The sequence below is a fragment of the Arthrobacter sp. SDR-2R genome, from assembly GCF_057747955.1.
In genome coordinates, this window is sequence record NZ_CM173231.1 from 3,815,157 (window position 1) to 3,834,980 (window position 19,824).

General features: G+C 68.0%; 20 protein-coding genes. 9 read left to right on the forward strand and 11 right to left on the reverse strand.

Annotated features, from left to right (window positions below):
* Positions 1–94 precede the first annotated feature (94 nt).
* Positions 95–1,342 (reverse strand): Vgb family protein, encoded by a 1,248-nt coding sequence (locus AC3ANU_RS17610; protein ID WP_488315993.1) that lies wholly within the window; start codon positions 1,340–1,342, stop codon positions 95–97.
* A 170-nt stretch (positions 1,343–1,512) separates the two neighbouring features.
* On the opposite strand from AC3ANU_RS17610, the gene AC3ANU_RS17615 reads away from it, so the two are divergent.
* Positions 1,513–1,980, forward strand: coding sequence for a hypothetical protein (locus tag AC3ANU_RS17615; protein WP_018770521.1), 468 nt, complete (start codon positions 1,513–1,515; stop codon positions 1,978–1,980).
* Positions 1,981–2,066: 86 nt separating this feature from the next.
* On the opposite strand, the gene AC3ANU_RS17620 is transcribed toward AC3ANU_RS17615, so the two are convergent.
* Positions 2,067–2,387, reverse strand: a complete 321-nt coding sequence (locus tag AC3ANU_RS17620; RefSeq protein ID WP_018770522.1) for a GYD domain-containing protein — start codon at positions 2,385–2,387, stop codon at positions 2,067–2,069.
* Positions 2,388–2,650: 263 nt separating this feature from the next.
* Here AC3ANU_RS17620 and AC3ANU_RS17625 point away from each other — a divergent pair, with 263 nt between their 5' ends.
* Complete coding sequence (locus AC3ANU_RS17625; protein WP_488314980.1) at positions 2,651–5,344, forward strand: PEP/pyruvate-binding domain-containing protein; 2,694 nt, start codon at positions 2,651–2,653, stop codon at positions 5,342–5,344.
* 209 nt (positions 5,345–5,553) lie between these two features.
* Positions 5,554–5,820: a hypothetical protein gene (locus tag AC3ANU_RS17630; RefSeq protein ID WP_488314981.1), complete on the forward strand. Its 267-nt coding sequence runs from the start codon at positions 5,554–5,556 to the stop codon at positions 5,818–5,820.
* A 44-nt stretch (positions 5,821–5,864) separates the two neighbouring features.
* Here the strand turns inward: AC3ANU_RS17630 and AC3ANU_RS17635 are convergent, their stop codons facing one another.
* Together AC3ANU_RS17635 and AC3ANU_RS17640 are read right to left on the reverse strand one after the other, a co-directional pair.
* A complete protein-coding gene (locus AC3ANU_RS17635) occupies positions 5,865–6,761 on the reverse strand; it encodes a diacylglycerol/lipid kinase family protein (RefSeq protein WP_488314982.1) in 897 nt (298 codons plus the stop codon).
* Between the two features lie 9 nt (positions 6,762–6,770).
* Complete coding sequence (locus AC3ANU_RS17640) at positions 6,771–7,037, reverse strand: hypothetical protein (protein ID WP_488314983.1); 267 nt, start codon at positions 7,035–7,037, stop codon at positions 6,771–6,773.
* A gap of 86 nt (positions 7,038–7,123) precedes the next feature.
* Here AC3ANU_RS17640 and AC3ANU_RS17645 point away from each other — a divergent pair, with 86 nt between their 5' ends.
* Complete coding sequence (locus tag AC3ANU_RS17645) at positions 7,124–7,606, forward strand: hypothetical protein (RefSeq protein ID WP_488314984.1); 483 nt, start codon at positions 7,124–7,126, stop codon at positions 7,604–7,606.
* 9 nt (positions 7,607–7,615) lie between these two features.
* Here the strand turns inward: AC3ANU_RS17645 and AC3ANU_RS17650 are convergent, their stop codons facing one another.
* Positions 7,616–8,452: a GmrSD restriction endonuclease domain-containing protein gene (locus AC3ANU_RS17650; RefSeq protein ID WP_488314985.1), complete on the reverse strand. Its 837-nt coding sequence runs from the start codon at positions 8,450–8,452 to the stop codon at positions 7,616–7,618.
* Positions 8,453–8,582: 130 nt separating this feature from the next.
* Here AC3ANU_RS17650 and AC3ANU_RS17655 point away from each other — a divergent pair, with 130 nt between their 5' ends.
* A complete protein-coding gene (locus AC3ANU_RS17655) occupies positions 8,583–9,338 on the forward strand; it encodes a YoaK family protein (protein ID WP_144601514.1) in 756 nt (251 codons plus the stop codon).
* A 29-nt stretch (positions 9,339–9,367) separates the two neighbouring features.
* On the opposite strand, the gene AC3ANU_RS17660 is transcribed toward AC3ANU_RS17655, so the two are convergent.
* From AC3ANU_RS17660 to AC3ANU_RS17670, 3 genes are all read right to left on the reverse strand, one after another.
* Entirely contained in the window at positions 9,368–11,230 is a 1,863-nt protein-coding gene (locus AC3ANU_RS17660) for a metallophosphoesterase family protein (protein ID WP_268002698.1), read from the reverse strand.
* Entirely contained in the window at positions 11,227–12,309 is a 1,083-nt protein-coding gene (locus AC3ANU_RS17665; RefSeq protein ID WP_488314986.1) for a hypothetical protein, read from the reverse strand. The genes AC3ANU_RS17660 and AC3ANU_RS17665 overlap by 4 nt, the downstream gene beginning before the upstream one ends.
* Before the next feature lie 305 nt (positions 12,310–12,614).
* Complete coding sequence (locus AC3ANU_RS17670; RefSeq protein WP_488314987.1) at positions 12,615–13,484, reverse strand: DUF1295 domain-containing protein; 870 nt, start codon at positions 13,482–13,484, stop codon at positions 12,615–12,617.
* A gap of 213 nt (positions 13,485–13,697) precedes the next feature.
* On the opposite strand from AC3ANU_RS17670, the gene AC3ANU_RS17675 reads away from it, so the two are divergent.
* Entirely contained in the window at positions 13,698–14,129 is a 432-nt protein-coding gene (locus AC3ANU_RS17675; protein ID WP_018770534.1) for a DUF2177 family protein, read from the forward strand.
* A gap of 135 nt (positions 14,130–14,264) precedes the next feature.
* On the opposite strand, the gene AC3ANU_RS17680 is transcribed toward AC3ANU_RS17675, so the two are convergent.
* Positions 14,265–14,411, reverse strand: a complete 147-nt coding sequence (locus AC3ANU_RS17680) for an MFS transporter small subunit (protein ID WP_200830938.1) — start codon at positions 14,409–14,411, stop codon at positions 14,265–14,267.
* A gap of 1 nt (position 14,412) precedes the next feature.
* Positions 14,413–15,798, reverse strand: coding sequence for an OFA family MFS transporter (locus AC3ANU_RS17685; RefSeq protein WP_224084300.1), 1,386 nt, complete (start codon positions 15,796–15,798; stop codon positions 14,413–14,415).
* A 262-nt stretch (positions 15,799–16,060) separates the two neighbouring features.
* Between AC3ANU_RS17685 and AC3ANU_RS17690 the strand changes: the two genes are divergently transcribed.
* Positions 16,061–16,549, forward strand: coding sequence for an SRPBCC family protein (locus tag AC3ANU_RS17690; RefSeq protein WP_488314988.1), 489 nt, complete (start codon positions 16,061–16,063; stop codon positions 16,547–16,549).
* A 5-nt stretch (positions 16,550–16,554) separates the two neighbouring features.
* Positions 16,555–18,231, forward strand: a complete 1,677-nt coding sequence (locus AC3ANU_RS17695; RefSeq protein ID WP_488315994.1) for an FAD-binding dehydrogenase — start codon at positions 16,555–16,557, stop codon at positions 18,229–18,231.
* 72 nt (positions 18,232–18,303) lie between these two features.
* Here AC3ANU_RS17695 and AC3ANU_RS17700 read toward each other — a convergent pair whose 3' ends face one another.
* Complete coding sequence (locus AC3ANU_RS17700; RefSeq protein ID WP_488314989.1) at positions 18,304–18,804, reverse strand: GNAT family N-acetyltransferase; 501 nt, start codon at positions 18,802–18,804, stop codon at positions 18,304–18,306.
* Positions 18,805–18,911: 107 nt separating this feature from the next.
* On the opposite strand from AC3ANU_RS17700, the gene AC3ANU_RS17705 reads away from it, so the two are divergent.
* On the forward strand, positions 18,912–19,802 hold the full coding sequence (locus AC3ANU_RS17705) for a potassium channel family protein (RefSeq protein ID WP_488314990.1): 891 nt from the start codon (positions 18,912–18,914) through the stop codon (positions 19,800–19,802).
* The last annotated feature ends 22 nt before the right edge of the window (positions 19,803–19,824 follow it).

The window sequence follows — 19,824 nt, forward strand, 5'->3', positions numbered from 1 at the left end:
GGCTGGGCGTGAAGCATGGCCTGAGGTCGTACTACGCGCAGAGCAACCAGAAGCCGGACGCTGTCAGCCCGGCGCATCAGCCGGAGGGCTTGGGCTAGTCCAGCGCCCACACCTCGGCGCCGTCAGCCCCGCTGACCTTCCGGCGGCGGGGCAGCACCACAACAAGCAAGGCGGCGCCGCCCAGGAACAAAGCGCCCGCTCCGGCGGCGACTGCCGGAAGTGCCACATCGAAGGATCCCTGGGCGATGTCGGCACCTTCCGACCCGGCACCATCTGACCCGGCACCATCTGATGCGCCGCCGTCGGCTGCTGCTGCCGGCTCTCCCCCGCCCGTGGTGGGCGCCGCACCGGTGGCCGGTACGCCGTCGAGCACGGTCAGTGTCCTACCTATCCTGTTGACCACCACCACGGACCCGTCGCTCCGCTGCACCATCCGGGCAGGATCGTCCCCGGTGGCGATGGTATGCGCGGCAGCCGCCGCCCCGGCGGGAATGACGGACACGGTATCGTCCAGGCTGTTGGTCACGTACACGGTCCCGTCGGCAGCGGCCAGCACCTCCTGCGGCGCAGTGCCCACAGGAATCCGCCGCGCCACCGTTGTGCCGCCGGGCTCGATCACCGCAACATCGTTGGTGAGGATGTTGGCCACATAGACGGTCCCGTCCGGCGCTGCGGCGATCCCGTGCGGCTCGGCCCTGGGACCCACATCAATCGTGTGCGACGGCCACGGCGCACCGGCCGGAACCACGGTGACGGTGCCGGCCAGCTGGTTGGTGGCATAGGCCGTCCCGTCCCTGGCCAGTGCGACCTTCACCGGATACGGCCCGGCCTGGATGATCCGCTGCACCCACGCATCGCCCGGCTTCACCACAGACACCGAGTTCTGGTCCGAATTGACCACGTAGAGCGATCCCTCCGGCCCCACGGCCAGCCACCGCGTGCCGGCAGGAACCTTCATCACCAGCGAGACTTCGTCCGCGCCCGGTGCCACCACGCCGATTTCTGACTGCGCACCATTGCTCTGCGCCACGTACAGCGTCCCGTCCGGCGTTACGGCCAGCGAGGTGGGGAAGTGCCCGGTGGTGATGGTGCGGGACGGCACCGTCTCCCCCGGCCTGTAGGCGTTGACGCTGCCCGCCCAGTTGTAGTCGCTGAGGTACAGCGTGCCGTCCGGGCCGGACGCAATACCCAGCGGCTGGCCGACGGCGCCAATCACCTTCGGATCGGCCGCGGACGCGGGGGCGGCTACGACGGCGGATCCCAGCATGAGCGCGGCGCTGGCCAGCAGTGCCGTCCCGGCAGAAAAGGCCGCGCCTGCGGCACGGCGGAGCGGCAGATGCATCACGGTGTTCCCCCAAACGTATTGCCGACCCCCGCGGCAATCCTCCGATCCTACCTGCGGTCCACACCGTGGGCGCTCCGCTGGTCGCAGAAGTCTTTGGCACCGCGGAATAGCCCCACCTGCCGTGGTGCGCGTACGCGCACGCTGCCAAAAGGGCGCATAGTTAGAAGATGACAGGTCCTTACACCCGGGGTGACTCCTACAGCAGCGAGGTTTCCCGGAAACACATCAGGCAGGCGCTCGAGAACTACGGGGCAACGGACATCATCTTCAGCCAGCGGGGAAGCCTGGGCGCCGTCGCCTTCAAGGGCGACGGCAGGCAGTTCCGGATCGTCATGCAGTTGCTGCAGTCAGAAGGCGCCCTGGCCATCCGCGGGGACATCGCGGACAGCCGGCTCCACGAAGCGAACGCCAAGGTCCTGGAACGCGTCAACCGCAAATCCTGGCATGCCCTGGCGCTTGCCATCGACGCCAAACTCGGGGCGGCGGCAGCCGGCATTGCCACGCTTGAATCGGAATTCCTGGCCCATGTGGTTCTCCCCGGAAACCACACCGTGCTCGACGAACTCGAGCCCATCATCGACTCCGCCTACCGCTCCGGCCAGCGTCCCTCCTTCGGTCATCCAGCCCTGCCCTAGGGCCCACCGCCGGGTGGAACGCCCAAGCTGGCGGGCCGCCGTCGTAAATTCCCCGACGCCGGCCCACTGCAAAGCTGCAAACCCGCCTATTGTCCCGGGGCCCGGTAAGACGGCGTCTTCTTGGCGGCCTCGTCCAGGTCTTCCACGGTGAGGAGCGGCTTCAGGCGGACGTTGACGTTCCCGGTCGAATTGATCAGCAGCGACAGTGCCGCGGCACTTGCATCGTCCGGCGCCTCGAACACGCCAAGGACGTCATAGTAGCCAAACGCGTAGTAGAAGCTCTCCAGCGAGCCGCCCACGGACTTCAAGGCCTCCGCCAGGGCATCACGCCGCTTGGTACCGCCTTCCTGCATCAGCCCCTTGATCCCCTGGCCCACGTACGTTGCTTCAAACAAATACTTCGGCATGGTCTTTCCTCCCTGGCATGTGCATGCGACGGCGCCACATTCCGCGGATTACGGATGTCCGGCCCCGACAAGGCCGAAAGTATGCCTCCGGCTACAGGCAGTCAATATGCCGGGATACCTAATGGCGGGCGCCGTGGCAGCACCGCGATTAGGGGTATGCAGACGCTTCCGGAAGGCCGTTAGGCCCTAGCTGGCTCCCGGCGCCGCGGCACAGGCTGGAACATGTCAATTGCAGGGGGACGGCTCCCGGGACGCAGGCGGGTGTGCCGTCTGAAACGGCCGACGGCGATGCGCGGCAGGGGGACACAGTCATGACCTACGTCAAGGACTTGGGCGACGTGGGCCTGGACGACCTCGGCACAGCGGGCGGCAAGGCGGTGGGCCTCGGCGGCCTCATCCAGGCCGGCCTGCCGGTCCCGCCCGGGTTCGTCCTCACCACCGCCGCCTACTCGGAATTCGTCACCGGGAACAACCTCGATGCGGCCATCCGGGAACTGGCCTCCCTTCCACCCGACGCCTCGCCGGAGGACTACGAACACGCCTCCGGGCAGCTAAGGGCCCTGTTCGGCAAAGGCACCATGCCACCGGCCATCAAAACCGAACTCGCGGGCGCCTACCAACGCCTGGGCAGCGGGACCTCCGTGTCGGTGCGTTCTTCCGCCACCGCCGAGGACCTGCCGTCGGCCAGTTTCGCCGGGCAGCAGGAAACCTACCTGAACGTCCGCGGCCAGGACGCCCTGGCCCAAGCCGTGACCGACTGCTGGGCCTCCCTCTGGACGGCGCGCGCCATGGCCTACCGCGCCCGCGAAGGTGTGCAGCCCGGGCAGGTGCGGCTCGCCGTCGTCGTCCAGCAGATGGTGGAAGCCGGCGCCGCCGGCGTCATGTTCACCGCCAACCCCGCCAACGGCCGGCGCGACCAGACGGCGATCAGCGCCGCATGGGGCCTGGGCGAGGCCGTGGTCAGCGGAACGGTGACCACCGATGACCTGGTGGTTGAGTCCGCCACCGGCACGATCATCTCGCGGCAGACAGCCGACAAGGAGGTCATGACGGTTCCCGTGGAGAACGGAACCCGGGAGCAGCCGGTGGCGGAAGCCCGCCGTCGTGCGCCTGTCCTGGATGACGCGGCAGCTGCGGAGCTGGCCCGCTACGGCCAGCGGATCGCGGACCACTTCGGGTCTCCGCAGGACGTCGAATGGGCGCGGGCCGGCGGCCGGTTCTTCCTGCTGCAGTCCCGGCCCATCACCGCCCTTCCCGAACCCGCGGCCGACGTCCCCGAGACCTGGCCCGTGCCCTATCCCAACGGGCTCTACTTCCGGGCGAGCATCGTCGAGCAGATGCCGGACCCGCTCTCCCCGCTCTTCGCCGACCTCATTGACGGCTCGGTGTCCCGCTCGCTGTCCGCCCTGATGAACCAGGCGCTGGGCATTAACTCCCTCCGCGAAAGCGACGTGCGGTTCCCCACCATCAACGGCTACGCCTATTACTACTACCGCAACTGGGCCATGCTGCGGATGACGGGCCGGACGGTGCCGGCGATGGGGGCACTGTTCCGCGGCACGGCGCACATGGGCATCGCCGGGTGGCGCGACTATTCGCACCCGCGCTACCAGCAAGTGATCCGGGAGTGGTCGGTGAAACCGCCTTCGGAGCTCACCGGCGGGCAGTTGCTGGAGGGCGTTCAGGCCCTCCTGGACGCCGGAACCGTGTACTACACGGCCGTGCAGTCCATCATTCCGCTCGCCGCCATGAGCGAGATCTCGTTCCGGACGTTCTATGGCAGGGCCGTCCGGCGCCACGGCGATCCCCCGGCCCCGGCGTTCCTGCTGGGCTTCGACAGCGAACCCATCCGGGCGGAAAAGTCCCTCTACGATCTGGCGGGCTGGGCGCGCAGCGATCCGGGGCTGGCAGCGGCTTTGCTGGAGCGGCCGACGGCGGAGCTCGCCGGGAGCCAGCGCACCGGTGCCGCGCCGGAAGGGGTGGACGACGTCCTGTGGCAGGAATGGCGGCTTGCCTTCAAGGAGCACCTGGACCTGTACGGGCATGCCGTCTACAACCTGGACTTCGCCACCCCGGTGCCGGCCGAAGACCCGTCCGCCCAGCTGGAGACGGTGAAGTTCTACCTGCGCGGGCAGGGCACGGACCCGCACGAGCGGCAGCGGCAGCTCACCGAACGCCGGGAGGAACTGACCCGGGAGATGGCCGCCCGGCTGGGGCCGCGGCGCCGGGCCCTGTTCCACCGGCTGCTGAAGTGGGCCCAGGAAACGGCACCCGCACGCGAAGACGCGCTGGCCGACGTCGGGCTGGCCTGGCCGCTGTTGCGGCGCACGCTGCTGGAACTCGGCAGGCGCCTGGTGGACTCCCACGTGGTCGCGGCGCCGGATGACGTGTTCTGGCTCCGGCACCAGGAGCTGCGGAGCGCCGTCGAATTCGGTCTCGCCGAGCCCGGGGCTCCGGCCGCCGTGGTGATTGCCGGAGCTGCCCGTCCCGTCCGGGCCGCCGCCGTCGAGGAGCGCCGAATGCTGTGGCGGGGCCAGGCGAAGGCGAATGCACCGCAGATGCTTCCCGAGAGCAAGTGGATGGAACGGTCTTTCGGGTCGTGGATGCCGGCAGGCTCCCAGCACCAGGCCGGCGACGTGATCAAGGGCGCCGGCGCCAGTTCCGGCAAGGTCACCGCACCGGCGCGCGTCCTGCGCGGACCCGGGGATTTCGGCCAGATGCGGCCCGGCGAGGTGCTGGTGGCCCGCATTACTACTCCCGCGTGGACTCCGCTGTTCGCCATGGCATCCGCCGTGGTGACCGACGTGGGCGGCCCGCTGAGCCACAGCTCCATCGTGGCCCGCGAGTATGGCATCCCGGCGGTCCTGGGCACCGGGGTGGCGACGCAGCGGCTCAGCAGCGGGCAGCGGATCGCCGTGGATGGCGACGCCGGTACGGTCACCATGGGACGCCCCTGACCGGGCATCGGATGGCAGCCCCGCTGGCAGCCAGAAAATGCCAGGGCTTCCGGCACGTTGGAGCCCGCTATTGGGCGTACACTCAACGTACCCGGGACACCCGTGACTGGACATCCTGTCTCCGACAGTACGTCCCTTGGGTCCCTCCGCCGGGCAGCAGCCGACACTCTCTTCGACTCGCATCCGGCAACTGCCACGAAAGGCACACCATGACAGATCTGCGCATCCGCGACCACTGGAACCAGCTTCCCTCCGCTGTAACGCAGTGGCTGATGGAAAACCCGGGGTGCATGATCCTCCCGCGGACGCTCTCCGCGGAAATCAGTGCGGCCAATGGCGAAGCGGCCAACGACGACGTCCACGGCGAGACCACGCTGTCCCAGCAGGACATGGACTTCATCCGGATGAAATCACATGAGGCAGCGAACGGACAGCCGGACACCGGTTACACGTTCTTCGACTCCGTGCAGCCGTAACCACTTCCGGCCTGTACGCACGGGCGCAGTCCTGCGGCGAAGGGTCACAGAGTGGCCAGGGCACCCTTGGCGCTTTCCACCAGGACGTGCGTACCTGCCTGGATATGGACCACCTCGCCGTCGATCTGGCACGGCACAGCGTTCCGCGTGGAAAAGGCATAGCTGGTGACGCTGGGCTGCTCCCCCAGGCCCAGCGTCACGGCCCGGAGCGTCATCAGCGCCATCTTCATCAGCCCGGCGTGGGGCAGGGTCACTACCTCGAACCGGCCGTCGTCCGGATAATGCGACTCACTGACCGTTCCGTACTTCGCCATACGGGAGATGTTGGCCAGGATCAGGCTGTCGAACTTTGCCGTGGCCCCGTCGTCCCGCACCAGCTCGAACGGCCTCAGGTTCCGGAGCGTGCGGGCAACGGACACCAGTTCCAGGACTTTTCCCTTGCCGCCCTTTTCGATGCCGATGGCCATCAAGGGCGTCAGCCCGAAACCCACGTAGGAATGCGCGTACAGGACCTCCTCCCGGCCGCCGCTGCGGAACGTGACGCGCAGCAGGTCGATGGGCCGGACCGCTTTCTCCCGGATTGCCTGGCTGAGGGTCCGGGCGGGCAGGCTCCGATAATGGTCGTTGGCGTTGCCTGCAGGAATCACGGTGCACACCGCTTTGCTGCCGGAAACGTCCATCACGCCGTTGACCACCTCGTTGTACCCGCCGTCGCCGCTGACGGACACGATGAGTGGTGCACCCCGCCCAGCCTCGGTCCGCGCAAGCACGCGGGCGTGCCCCGCATACTCCGTGGGCAGCAGCTCAACCGGCAGGCCCGGCAGGTCTGCGGCCAGGTCCTGATGCAACGCCTCGATCCGCGCGTCCATCCCGGCCCTGCCCGGATTGAAGATCACAACGGCGCGGTCAAAGAGGGCCGCGGGTGCTCCGTCATCGGCCATGGCGTCCCGCTACTCCCCCATCCCGGGGTGGACGGGAACGTAGTCGACGCTGTTGCCGGAGTTGATCCGGCCCGCGGTGGTCCGGGAGTAGCCGCGCGCATCCAGCCCGTTTTTGGCGCGGAATTCCGCGAGCGCGGCGTCGTAGGCGTTGTTCAGGGTCCGGCCGGAGAACTCACCCGTACTGCCGTCTTTGAAAGCGATCCGGATCCGGACGCTGGCCGGGTAGTGCCGGTTCATCCGGATGAAGCCGTCTGCATCCTGCTCGAGGGTAATCAATTGGGTCTGCTTTCGTTCGTGGGAGCAGTCTCAAGTTTGCCGCAGATTCCTTGAAAATCCCTTTACGGCCGATGCCATACTGGTCCATGGCGATGGGAATGACCAGGCGCGGGGCGTGGCTGCGGTACGGACTGGTCTCGGTCCTGCTGATTTTGATCCACGTGGGCGCCCTGTGGTTCTTCTCCGACGGCGTCTACCACGGCAACGCAAACGTTCCTCTCTTCAAATTTCCGGAAGAAGTGGATGTCCTGTACATCCTGACGTTCACTCCCCTTTTCATCGGACTCAAGTACCGGGTCTACGACGCCGCGGTGCGGGCCGCCACCAGGAACTACAGGCCTCGCGCGGCGGTGGTCTGTTTCGTCGCCGGCTATGTGGTGGCCCTGGCGATGGACGTGGCATGCCTCGTCGCGGCGTCCAGGCCCATCGCGGATTCAGGGCTGTCCATCCTGGGCTCTGTCTTCCAGACGCCGCTGGTCCTCCTGGTTGCCGGCGCGCTCATTGCGGGGGCCGGTATGCAAAACGGCAGGCCACCGGAAACGGGGCCCGCTCCCTTCCCCGGGCGCTAAGTCCCGCGGCTACCCTTCGCAGGCCACCCCGTCGCCGTCGCCGTCCAGCCCGGCCCGATAGCCGGCCGTACCGGCATACAACGGAGCGGCTCCGCCAGCCACCGCCTCCGCGCAGTTCGCGTAGTAGACAACAGCCGCACCGGCGGCCGGTGCCACTGTTGCCGGCGCCGCCTGCCCGGGGCAGCTTCCCAGGACGCCGGCCATCGCGTCGTGCTCGGCCTGCGTCACCCAGAGGCCGTACCGCGCCTTGACGGACACCTGCCGGGCCACATACTCACATCGGAAGGCCTTGGCCGGCGGCAACCAGGTGGCCGCGTCGCCGTCGCCCTTTTGCTGGTTGGTGGGGCCGTCCGTTGCCTGCAGGTTCAGCGGATCATTCGCGAACGCCGTCCGCTGCTCGGTGGTCAGCTGCTGCGCGCCCTTCTGCCAGGCGTCACTGAGCGCCACCACGTGGTCGATCTGCACGACGCTGCTGGTGGTGGTGCCGCGGACGAAGTTGATGACCGTTCCGGTGTACGGGTCCGCCAGCACTCCGGTCTTGACCGTGCAGGTGACGCTGCCGGTGTAGGTGACCTCGGTAAGGTCCCGCCGCAGGATGTCGTTGCGGGTGTCGCAGCCGTTCTGGTCCACGTCCGCCCACGTCGGCCCGAACAGCGACCGCTCGTACCCCGTCTTCGGCGCCCGGCCCTTGACCGGGAGGGTCTCCAGCACATCGGCTGCATTGACGGCGACCGTGCTGCCGTCGGCAGCAACCGCCGGCAGGCCTGGTGTGAAGAGCGCCAACAACGCGGAAAGGACGACGGCGGCCGTCCAGCGCGTGCCTGACGCGGGCATTGTTTCGGGCAAGGACGTGAAGCTGGCGCTGCTCCCTCTTTCCGCGTTTCCCCGGGCGGCAAGGCCCCGGCGCATACTGGAACAGTCGCCCCTGCTGGGCACAATCCGCGTCCCGCCACCAGGACTGCCGAAAGGTATGCGCATGCCCGCCCGCTTCCTCCCCGCCCATCCGGCCAGGCTGCACCTGGTGCTCATGCTGGTCCTCACGTTTTCCACCGGGGTGCTCGACGCCGTCGGTTATCTGGGCCTGGACCGGGTGTTCACGGCGAACATGACCGGCAACGTGGTGATCCTGGGCATGGCGCTGCTGGGCGGGGACAACCTCCCGATCCTTGGCCCCATCGTGGCGCTCACGGGATTCATGACCGGCGCCGTCATCTCCGGCCGGGCGCTGCGGCCCACCACGTCAGGGTGGAACCGCCGCACCACCGGGCTGCTGGTGGGCGTCAGCGCTGTGATGGCTGTTGTGGCCACCCTCCTCCTCAGCGGCGTGCACCCCAGGCACAATGAAGCCCTGACCGTTGCCATCACCGGCACGCTGGCGGTGACCATGGGTGTGCAGGCCGCCACCGCGCGGCACCTCAACGTCAAGGATGTCCCCACCGTGGTGGTCACTTCCACCATCACGGGCCTGGCGGCCGACTCCCGCTTTGGCGCCGGCACGCACCCGTTCTGGGGACGGCGGCTCGCGGCGATCGGGCTCATCATGGCCGGCGCAGCGGTGGGCGCCGGGTTCGTGCAGCTCCACCTGGGGCTCGGGGTCCTGCTGACCGCACTCCTCACCCTCGGCGTCGCCCTGCTGGGCCGGACAGGCGTGCACAAGTACGGCGCAGACACGGCGACGGCGGCACCCGGGCCGGGTGCCGCCGTCGAAAGCCCTCCGGAGGCGGCTACGTAGGCTTCCGCTGCATCATCATTGGCTCCCGCTCACGGACCCGCCGGCCGCACCACGATGGCCGAGCCGCACTGGTTGATGAGCGTGCCCAGGCTTGAGGATGCCGTGGCGGCCTTCGTGCCGGTGGCGGACGTATCGGTCAGCGGAAGGGCGTTGACCTCAATGGCCGCGTTCGACTTGGCCGCGATATTGGAGGTGGCATCACCCAGCTCGGTGGTCCCTGCCGGGGGCGTGAAGGACGTGGTGGCCGAGTTGGTGCCGTTCCTGACGCCGTGGGCGGTCAACAACAGCGACCCCGGTGTTACCGGCGTGATGGACGGCGCCCGGACATCCGGGTAGGCCACCCCGCTGTTGGTGTCCGTGGTGGGCGTGACGTCCAGCGGCGTTGTGGTGTTTGCGCCCTGGACGGCAACAGTGGACCAGGCATACCGGGAGGCGGGCTCAGGCACGCTCGGCGCGGTGTCGCCGGCCTGCATCACCCGGTACCAGACTGCCTGGTGCGCCGAGGCGGAGCTGGCGCTGGTGAAATCGCCCACTGCCCGCGTCCACCCCGCCGGAGCGGTGGTGTTCGCGGACCCGGACACGGTTACCTGCGAGTACAGGAATACCGTGTCGCCAGGCTGCCAGCCTGCCGGCAGGGAGGGCGTATAGGACCCGGCCGCCGTCAGTTCACCCGATCCCGTGGCCGTCGACCGGACCGAGACGGCTGCCGCCGGGGGCGTCGTCGTCGTGGGCGTCGGCGTGGGCGTTGCCGTGTCAGTTGCGGTTGGTGTCGGGGTAGGCGTTGGCGTGGCCGTGGCAGTCGCTGTCGCAGTAGCTGTAGCTGTCGGCGTCGGGCTTGGTGAAGGGGCCGGCCGGGTGACCGAGAAATTGTCGGTGAACGTCCCGCCCGAGGCGCCGACGAATGACCCGCTCAGGGTGGTGCTGGTCACCGACACCTTCAGGAAGCCATACGTTGGATTGTTGTTGCTGCCCATGAACCGCTGGAAGTACGGAGCCGTCGTCGTGTTGCTCTCACTGTTGAGCGACCTGCCGCCCGAACCAACTGTGGCCAGGATGGTCCCGGTACCGGCGGCGAACTGCCCCGTCGGATCGGTGTCGGCCACACAGTCGGGATTGAAGCTGGTGACGGGGATGGACGTGCAGCTGCCCTTGAGCGCCAGCGGGTAGCTGCGAGCGTAGGCATGGTCGTGGGCCTGCAGGTACAGATCCACCTTCTTGGACACCAGCATGTTCATCAGGTCAGGACTGGCGGCACAGGGGTAGTTCACCATCGACAGGCAGTACATGTGCATGCCAACGATGATGAAGGGGATCCCGGCAGCACGGGCCGAGTCGATGGCCGACGTCACGAATTTGTAGCCCTGCGTCCCGGACTTGTAGGACCAGTCAAGGCCGCTACCGCTGTACGTCAGCTTCGGGGACACCATGATCAGCCGGACCAGGGGGCTGGTTGCCGGATAGTCCGTGTAGAACTGCTGGGCGTAATTCCCCACCGCGCCGAGCTTGTCCGGCAGGCACGAGGCGAAGTTGGACCAGACGCCGTCGGGCCCGTCGTCCTCGTGGTTCCCGGTGATGAACTCATAGGGCATGGTCCCGGCATGCTGCTTGACGAATGAACACCAGGCAGACTCCGGGGTGATCTGGGAGTAGGACAGGTCGCCGAGGTTGAACATGGCGGAGGTCCCGGCGTTGCGTGCCGCATCGATCACCTTGCCGGTGTTCGTGTTGCCGCCGGTGTCACCGGCGAACCCCAGGCTCACGGTGGTGGCCGCGGTGGCCTGCGGGTTCCACGATGTGGCAAGGAAGGAGACATTCGCAAGGACGAGGGCAGTGCCGAGAAGGACTGCCAGCGCCAAGCGCAGTGGGTGGCGCATGCGCCTGCGGGCGTTCACTTGCAGCTCCAAACAGTAGCGCGGCGCAGCCCGTTGGCTGCGGCGGAGTAGCCGGTGATAACGGTGGGGCCGGCCTGCCGTGAGGCCGACGTGGCCGCCCCGGACACTCCGGTGAACTGGCCGTCAGAGCCTGGCGGCAGGATCCGTGCGCTCTTGCCGATCCACATCACCGCTTGGGGGCGGTCCCCGCGGAAGGACGACGAACTGCCGGTTCCCACCGCGATGCCCGGAACGCCCGATGCCGCACTCGAGGAGGGGCCGGCTGCCGCGCCTGCATCGCTGACGGAGCCGGACTTGTCCCAGGTGGCAGCGTGGGTTCCCTCATTGACGGCGCTCTGGCCGATCGCCTGCCCGGCCGAGTCGATGGCAAGGACCACACCGCCGCGCCCGCTAAGGGTCGGAAGGGACGTCGGGGTACCGGCCGGCGACCACAGGACCGGCGTGCCGCCGCTGTCGAGGGCCACCCCGCCGATCGTGCCGTCCGGACCGATCGCGAAAGCATGCCCACCTTGTGCACCGGCGGGCAGGGTGAGCGCCCGGGGTGCCGTGGTCAGCGTGGACCAGACAGCGGGACGCTCGTCGTCATCGGCGCCCGGGCCGTCCGAGTGCTCCTCGTCGTTGATCAGCGCACCGACCACGACGCCGCTGTCCGAGACCATCGACGGGAGCGCGATGTCACCAGGGTTGACGGGAAGGGTGTGATAGACACCGTTCTGCCACCACCAGCCGACCAGGACCTCATTGGCCGTGTCATATCCCGTGCCGACGACTACTCCGTCCTTGTTTACGGAGGTGGGGACTGCGGCATCGAGTGGAATCGCCAACTGGGTGGGCTGGCCATCGCGCCAGAGCACCGGCGCGGATCCTCCGGAGGCAGTATCGGCGAGGCCTACCACCATGCCGTTGCTGCTCGACGCCACTGCGTTGCTGCCCTGGCCGCCGATGCCCGGGAGCAGGGTGGCCGAACAGTTTGTGGCAGCGGGCAATTGCGCGCCAGCGGCTGTCGCGGCAACCGGCACCATGACCATGCCGCCCTCGGCCGCAAGCAGGAGCGCCGTCAGCACCGCCCCGGGTTTCATGTCCTTCGGCCTGTTGAGCCAGGGAGGCCTGCCTCCGCTGCCCGGTAGACCCCTGTTGAAATTCCTATGCTTTGACAATGTCGCTCCCCGGAGTAGAACCCCACGTCCCCAGCAACGTGCAGCGCAAGAGGCCTCTGCATAACCGCACTGTCTTTCGAGACTACGTTGCCACCCGCCGCCGGGCACGGGTAAGGGGGTACTCGGATCGGAGGTTAGGGGCTACTTGCTTGGAGCGAACCGCCCTTCCAAGCCGCGACGGCGGCACCCAGCCCGGGTGCCGCCGTCGTACGTCCTGCCCAAAGCCCCTATTTGAGCTTGGGTACCAGCACGGGCGTGTTCTTCTTGTACTCCTCATAGTCCGCCTGGCCGCCCCACTTCTTGTCCGCCTTCTTCTCCAGGGGCGGCACGCCGCTGCCCTTGATCAGCAGCAGGGCCACGAAAACCGGGGAGATTAGGGCCGCCCACTGCCAGCCCTGCAGGACGGGCAGGGCGATGATGGCCACGCCCACCCAGAGCGTGATCTCGCCGAAGTAGTTGGGGTGGCGGGACCTGGACCACAGTCCGGTGCTGATGAAGCGGCCCTTGTTGGCGGGGTCGTCCTTGAAGCGGGTCTTCTGGAGGTCAGCCACGGTCTCGATGGCGATCCCTGCGGCCCATACCAGCAGGCCCACCCAGAAGAACCCGTCCAGGCCCACCTTCTGGTCGGACGTGATGGCCACCCAGGCCAGCGCCGCGGTGAGTACCACCCACAGGCCCTGGATGGTCCAGGTGTTCAGGAAACGGAAGAAGTCCGGCTTGAGCTCATCGAAGCGGTCGTCCTTGCCGTGCTTGCTGATCCGCATAAACAGGAAACTGCCCAGCCGCGCGGCCCACAGCACCACCATGGCTGCCAGCACCATGCCCCGCGCGTCCACGCCCGGGGAGGCCAGGACCAGGAACACCGTGATGGAGATGTAGGTCAGGGCGCCGGTAAGGTCGTAGAACTTTTCCGTCTGCGCCTTGTAGGACGGGATGAACACCAGCCACTGGATCACGAACGCGATGGCAACCCCCAGCGCGAACACCGGGAACCCGCCAATCCGGGAGCCGCCCTGGCTGCCGGCCAAGGCAATGAGAACCGCCACCACCACGGCAATTACGGTGCTGATGAGTGCCTTGCGGCTCTTTTCGTTCACGGACACGTTCCTTTCCCCTGGCCCGCCGCGCTCTGCTGCACGGCCGGTCCCAAATCATGCGGCCACCTTCATTCTCCACAACGCACGGCGCCTGCCACTTGGTCTTCGGAGCGGCGGGGGGCTTGTATGGGTGGCCCGCACGTTTGACCAGTCCATCCCTTGCCACGGCGCCGAACAGCTTCTGCAACCGTCACCGACACAAGGAGTCAAAGCATGGGCCCCCGCACCAGGAACTGGCTGATCACGTACGTTGTCAGCGCACTGATATTCGCGGTGCTGGATGTGGTGTGGATCCTGCTGGTGGCCAACCCGCTGTACCAGAGCCAGATCGGCCACCTGCTGGCGCCCAGGGCCAATCTGCCCGGCGCTGTCCTCTTCTATGTCATCTTCGTGGCGGGGATGGTGCACTACGGCGTCCGGCCCAACACCCCCGGCATTAGCCTGCGGCAGCGGGTGGGCGGCGCTGCCCTCTTTGGGTTCTTCACCTACGCCACATGGGCGCTGACCGGGTTCGCTGTGCTGAAGGATTTCACGGCCCTGGTGGCCGTGACGGACATCCTGTGGGGAGCCGCAGCCTGCAGCGTGGTCACGTGGCTGACCGCAACGGTGCTGCGCAGCCGGCTCGCCAACCCTGCCACGGCCTGACGCCTGGCGTGATGCGCGCCCAGAGTGGCCCAGTTTTCATGGTGAAACCCTGAGTATCGCGGGCGGCTCCCGTTGCTTGCCGACCAAAACTGGGCCACTGTGACGCACGGCCCAACGCTGGCCCAGCCCGGGCGGCTACCCGAACAGCGCCGCCACCTGGGTCAGCGTTTGGAAGACCCCAAAGGCCAGCGGGATTCCCACCAAAACCCAAGCCAGTACCAGCCTGCCGGTGGACCGGTGGACCGGCTGATGCGCGCCGTGGTTGTGTGCTGTGCTGCTCATTTCATGCCTCCAGGGAAGATTCGTGCCGCTCGGGGCGGCGTTCGTGGAACCGTGCGTCGACGGGCTTGACCAGCAGGTTGGCCACGAACCCGATGACCAGCAGGGCCACCATGGTCAGCAGCGCGGGCTGGTAGGACGCGGCATTCAGCTGCCCGGGCTTGCCCTGTGCGTCCAGGATGCTGTTGACGATCAGCGGCCCGGCCACCCCGGCCGCGGACCAGGCGGTGAGCAGCCGGCCGTGGATGGCGCCTACCTGGTACGTCCCGAAGAGGTCCCGCAGGTACGCCGGGACGGTGGCAAACCCGCCGCCGTAGAAGGAGATGATGACGAAGGCAAGCACCACGTAAAGGGCGGTGGCGGTGGATCCGGCCAACGCCAGCACCGTATACAGCACGGCACCTACGCCCAGGTACACCATGTAGATGCGCTTGCGTCCCGTGACGTCGGAGGTGGCGGACCAGGCGAAGCGGCCCGACATGTTGCCGATGGACAGCAGCCCGACAAAGCCCGCAGCAACGCTCGCACTGACCAGGGACTTTCCGTCGGACTGCCGGAAGAAGTCCTGGATCATGGGCGCCGCCTGCTCCAGAATGCCGATGCCGGCCGTGACGTTGCAGAACAGCGCCACCCATACCAGCCAGAACTGCCGGGTCTTGATGGCGTTCTTCGCCGACACGTTCTCCGTGGTGACGAGCTTGGCCGCCTTGACCTTGGCGGGGTCGAACCCTGCGGGCCGCCACCCGTCGGCGGGCACCCGGACGGTGAAGGCGCCGAACAGCATGTAGGCAAGATAGACGACGGCGAGGGTCAGGAAGAGCTTGCCCACGGCATCGCCGCTGGCCACCCAGCCCTGGGCGCCGGAGTTCGGATCGTACGCCTTCAGCAGGGCCTGGGACACGGGGCTGGCGATCAGCGCGCCGCCGCCGAAGCCCATGATCGCCATGCCGGTGGCCAGGCCGGGGCGGTCCGGGAACCACTTGATCAATGTGGACACCGGAGAGATGTAGCCGATGCCCAGCCCGATGCCGCCCACGAACCCGTACCCAAGGTAGACGAGCCACAGCTGGTGCGTGAAGATACCCACCGAGCCGATCAGGAAGCCGCCGGCCCAGAATATCGCGGAGGTGAACATCGCCTTGCGCGGGCCGTTGGTGTCCACCCAGGTGCCCATGACAGCGGCGGAAAGGCCCAGCATCACGATGGCGATGGAGAAGATGACGCCGATCTCGGTCAGGCTGGCCCCGAAGTGCTTGACCAGCGCCGTCTTGTAGACGCTGGTGGCGTAGGCCTGGCCGATGCACAGATGGACGGCGAGCGCCGCGGGCGGGACCAGCCAGCGGTTGAAGCCCGGCGGGGCGATGGAGTGGTCACGGTCCAGGAAGCCCATGGTTGATTCCCTTTGCTTGTCGATGACGTCGATGTCTGATCGATCCAGAGGCGAAAGGCCTTGTTGAACCCGGGCCCTTTGCCTTGGGCTATCATCATGCAAATCATCAGCAAACGTACTATTGGCGCGCCGAGCGGCAGGAATTGCGCGGCGAGCGGCTTGGTTGGCTGAGGCACTCCCCTGTCAGCCCTGCACAGCCCATCGGGCACGCACACGCAGCGCCTTGCTTTCCGCCCGCCGCGGCGGATGGCAGAGTGGGACGATGAGTGAGCAACCAGCCGCGCTGGTCCTGAACCTGGAGTGCACGGTCCCGTCTCCGCCGGAGACAACGTTCCTGCTGCTGACGGAACCTGCCCGGCTTGCCGAGTGGTGGGGCCCGCACGGCTTCAGTATCCCCGACGTGGACATCAACCTGGTGGCGGGCGGGCGCTACCGGTTCCGCATGGCCCCGCCGGAGGGCGAACCGTTCCACCTCTCAGGAGAGTTCCTGGAGATCGATCCGCCCTGGCGCCTGGTCTACACCTTCGCCTGGGAGGAACCGGCGCCGGACGACACCGAGACCGTCGTGGACCTCTCCCTCGCCAGCACCGGAACCGGAACCCGGGTGGTGCTCTCGCAGGGACCGTTCCTCACGGAGGAGCGGCTGGAACTGCACCGGAACGGGTGGAGCGATTCGTTCGAAAAGCTGGCTCGTGCCGCCGGGAGCGCCGGCCGCTCCGGTGCCGCCGGCAGCCGGGACAACGCCCGGTGACAGGCCTGGACGCGGACGTCATCATCATCGGCGGTGGCCTGGCCGGGCTGGTGGCCAGCAATGAGCTGGTCCGTGTGGGCAGGCGGGTGGCCATCGTGGACCAGGAAAACCCGGCCAACCTGGGCGGGCAGGCCTTCTGGTCCCTGGGCGGGCTCTTCCTGGTGGACACCCCCATGCAGCGGCGCCTGGGCGTGAAGGATTCCTTCGACCTGGCGTGGCAGGACTGGCAGGGTTCCGCCCGGTGGGACCGGCTTTCCGGCCTGCACCCCGAGGACGAGTGGGCGCAGCAGTGGGGCCGTGCCTATGTGGAGTTCGCCGCCGGTGAGAAGCGCGCGTGGCTGCAGGAACAGGGCATCCGGTTCACCCCGCTGGTGGGCTGGGCCGAGCGCGGCGACGGCAGGGCCGGCGGCCACGGCAATTCGGTCCCCCGCTTCCACGTCCCGTGGGGAACCGGCACCGGGGTTTCGGAGCCGTTCGCGGACAAGGCGCGGGCGGCCTCCGGGGCGGGCAGCGTCAGGTTCTTCTTCCGGCACCGGGTGGACGGTTTAACGTTCGACGGCGGCACGGTCACCGGGGTGCGGGGCGCGGTGCTGGCGCCTGATGATTCCCCGCGCGGGGTGTCCTCAAACCGGGATGTTGTTGCCGATTTCGAACTCCGGGCCCAGGCCGTGGTGGTCGCGTCCGGCGGAATCGGCGGCAACCACGGGCAGGTTCGGCGCTGGTGGCCTGCGCGGCTGGGGACGCCGCCGCGGAAAATGGTCACAGGCGTGCCGCAGCACGTCGACGGACGGATGCTGGACATCGCAGACGGGGCCGGGGTGCGGCTGGTGAACCGTGACCGGATGTGGCACTACACCGAAGGGATCCAGAACTGGAACCCCATCTGGCCGGACCATGCCATCCGGATCCTGCCCGGCCCGTCGTCCCTCTGGTTCGATGCCCTGGGCCGGCGCCTTCCCTCCCCCGGCCTGCCCGGCTACGACACCCTGGGCACACTCCGCCTGCTCCGGACAACGCCGGAGCTCCAGCAGCACGACCATTCCTGGTTCATCCTCAACCAGCGCATCATCGAAAAGGAGTTCGCCCTGTCCGGCTCCGAGCAGAACCCGGACATCACCAACCGGGACCTCAAGCTGCTGCTGAAGACCCGGCTGGGCCGCGGCGCGTCCGGTCCCATCGAGGCGTTCAAGGAGCACGGCGCGGACTTTGTGGTGGCGGACAACCTGGCGGACCTGGTCCGCGGAATGAACGGGCGGACTGACCAGCCGCTGCTGGACCATGCGCTGATAAGGCGGCAGATCGAGGAGCGCGACGCCGAGATCAGGAACCCCTTCTCCAAGGATGTCCAGGTGGCGGGTATCCGCAACAGCCGCCGGTACCTGGGCGACCGCCTCTTCCGTACCGTCAAGCCGCACCGGATCCTGGACCCCGCCGCGGGCCCTCTGATCGCCGTCCGGCTGCACGTTGTCACGCGGAAGACGCTGGGCGGGATCCAGACCAACCTTGACGGCCAGGCCCTCGGACAGGACGGCGCCCCCATTCCCGGGCTGTACGCCGCCGGCGAGGCAGCGGGGTTCGGCGGCGGCGGCGCCCACGGCTACAACGCGCTGGAAGGCACCTTCCTGGGCGGCTGTCTCTTCACCGGCCTGACCGCCGGCCGGGCGCTCGCCCGGGCGCTATGAACTGACTCCGCACTAAGCCCCGCGCTGCACTCAGGCGGGCGCTGCACTCAGGCCACGGGCCGCCGTCGAACACTATTGGCTGCTGCGCCGGACCAACCGGAACTCCGGCAGCCCCTCCCACTCGGGTGGCAGCGTGTTGCGCCTGCCGTCCGGCCGGAACCCCTGCTTCAGGTAGAAGGCCAGGGCGCGGGGATTGTTCTCCACCACCCAGAGGTAGGCCGGGCCGGAGCCGACGGCGGCGCTCACCAGGGCTGCCCCAAGGCCCGTTCCGTAGGTCCGCCGGAGGGTGTAGATCGAGTAGAGCTCCACCGCTTCGGGGCCGTCGTCGTCCCGGCCCGGGCCGGCGTCCGCGAAGCCCACCAGTTGGTTGTCGCCGTCCAGCGCGAGGATCCGCGGCTCGTCAATGGCCAGGAATGCCCGCCGGCGTTCCACCCGCTCGGGGATGCTGGCCCTGCGGCGGCGGAAGAATTCCGCAGAGAGCAGATGCGGGTAGCACTCCTCATGGGCCAGAGTCTGCATGAGCACCACCGCCTCGGCGTCCTCCGGTGTGGCCTGGCGAAGTCGAAAGTCCATGGCGCCAGCCTAACCAGTGGACCCTCGCTCCCACGCCGTGTTCCGCCGTCGAACCTCTATGCCTTGTCCGGTCCCCGGTGGGGCAGCCGGCGCACTTAAGATGAGGCATGAACTTCGAGGACGCGCTCCTGACGGTGATTGGTGCCGCGCTGATTCTGCTGATGGTCGCCGACGTCTTCCATACCCTGCTGTACCCGCACGGCTCGGGCCCGGTGGGCAGGACCATCATGCGCGGGTTCTGGCTGCTGTCCAGGAGACTCAGGGGCGGGGCCGCGTCCATCGCAGCCCCGCTGGCCATGGCGGCTGTCATCGCTGCCTGGGCGGCGCTGGCCGCCGTGGGCTGGGCGCTGCTGTACCTCCCGCATTTGTCGAACGGGTTCACCTACTCGGCCGACGTGCCCCGGCAGGCCGACTTTGCGGAGGCCCTGTACATCTCGCTGGTGGCCCTCTCCACCGCTGGATTCGGTGAGATCGTGGCCACGCACCCGCTGCTGCGGCTGGTGATGGCGTTCCAGGCTGTAGCCGGTTTCGGCCTGCTGACCGCCACGGTCTCCTGGATCCTGCAGACCTACCCGGCGCTGAGCCGCCGGCGCGCACTCGCCCACCAGTTGAACCTGTTCCGGGAAGCGGCGGGTCCGTCCGGCATCGCCTCACTTGATGCACGGCATGCAGCAGGACTGCTGGAATCCATGGCGGAAAACGTGGCGTCCGTGAGCATCGATCTCCTGTCCTTCCACGAGACCTATTACTTCCATGAGGTGGAGCAACGGGGTTCCCTTCCCGCCACCATCGCCTACGCCCACCACCTGGCCTCGGATGCGCAGGGCAGCGACAACCCCGAACTCCGGTTTGCCGGGCGGATGCTCTACGCGGCGCTGGACGACCTGGCCGAAGTGCTGCGCGGGAAGTTCGGCCACGTGGGAAGCACGTCCTCCGATGTGTTCGACCACTACGAGCTCCACCACAGGCACCGGCGGCCCCCGGAACCGCGGCCATAGCCGCAGGCGCTGCCAACCGTTT

Coding starts and splice junctions, on each gene's coding strand:
- AC3ANU_RS17615 (WP_018770521.1), top strand. CDS start 1,513: ATGACAGGTCCTTACACCCGGGGTGACTCCTACAGCAGCGAGGTTTCC.
- AC3ANU_RS17630 (WP_488314981.1), top strand. CDS start 5,554: ATGACAGATCTGCGCATCCGCGACCACTGGAACCAGCTTCCCTCCGCT.
- AC3ANU_RS17680 (WP_200830938.1), bottom strand. CDS start 14,411: ATGAGCAGCACAGCACACAACCACGGCGCGCATCAGCCGGTCCACCGG.
- AC3ANU_RS17700 (WP_488314989.1), bottom strand. CDS start 18,804: ATGGACTTTCGACTTCGCCAGGCCACACCGGAGGACGCCGAGGCGGTG.
- AC3ANU_RS17655 (WP_144601514.1), top strand. CDS start 8,583: ATGCCCGCCCGCTTCCTCCCCGCCCATCCGGCCAGGCTGCACCTGGTG.
- AC3ANU_RS17685 (WP_224084300.1), bottom strand. CDS start 15,798: ATGGGCTTCCTGGACCGTGACCACTCCATCGCCCCGCCGGGCTTCAAC.
- AC3ANU_RS17675 (WP_018770534.1), top strand. CDS start 13,698: ATGGGCCCCCGCACCAGGAACTGGCTGATCACGTACGTTGTCAGCGCA.
- AC3ANU_RS17620 (WP_018770522.1), bottom strand. CDS start 2,387: ATGCCGAAGTATTTGTTTGAAGCAACGTACGTGGGCCAGGGGATCAAG.
- AC3ANU_RS17645 (WP_488314984.1), top strand. CDS start 7,124: ATGGCGATGGGAATGACCAGGCGCGGGGCGTGGCTGCGGTACGGACTG.
- AC3ANU_RS17665 (WP_488314986.1), bottom strand. CDS start 12,309: ATGAAACCCGGGGCGGTGCTGACGGCGCTCCTGCTTGCGGCCGAGGGC.
- AC3ANU_RS17610 (WP_488315993.1), bottom strand. CDS start 1,342: ATGCATCTGCCGCTCCGCCGTGCCGCAGGCGCGGCCTTTTCTGCCGGG.
- AC3ANU_RS17635 (WP_488314982.1), bottom strand. CDS start 6,761: ATGGCCGATGACGGAGCACCCGCGGCCCTCTTTGACCGCGCCGTTGTG.
- AC3ANU_RS17705 (WP_488314990.1), top strand. CDS start 18,912: ATGAACTTCGAGGACGCGCTCCTGACGGTGATTGGTGCCGCGCTGATT.
- AC3ANU_RS17690 (WP_488314988.1), top strand. CDS start 16,061: ATGAGTGAGCAACCAGCCGCGCTGGTCCTGAACCTGGAGTGCACGGTC.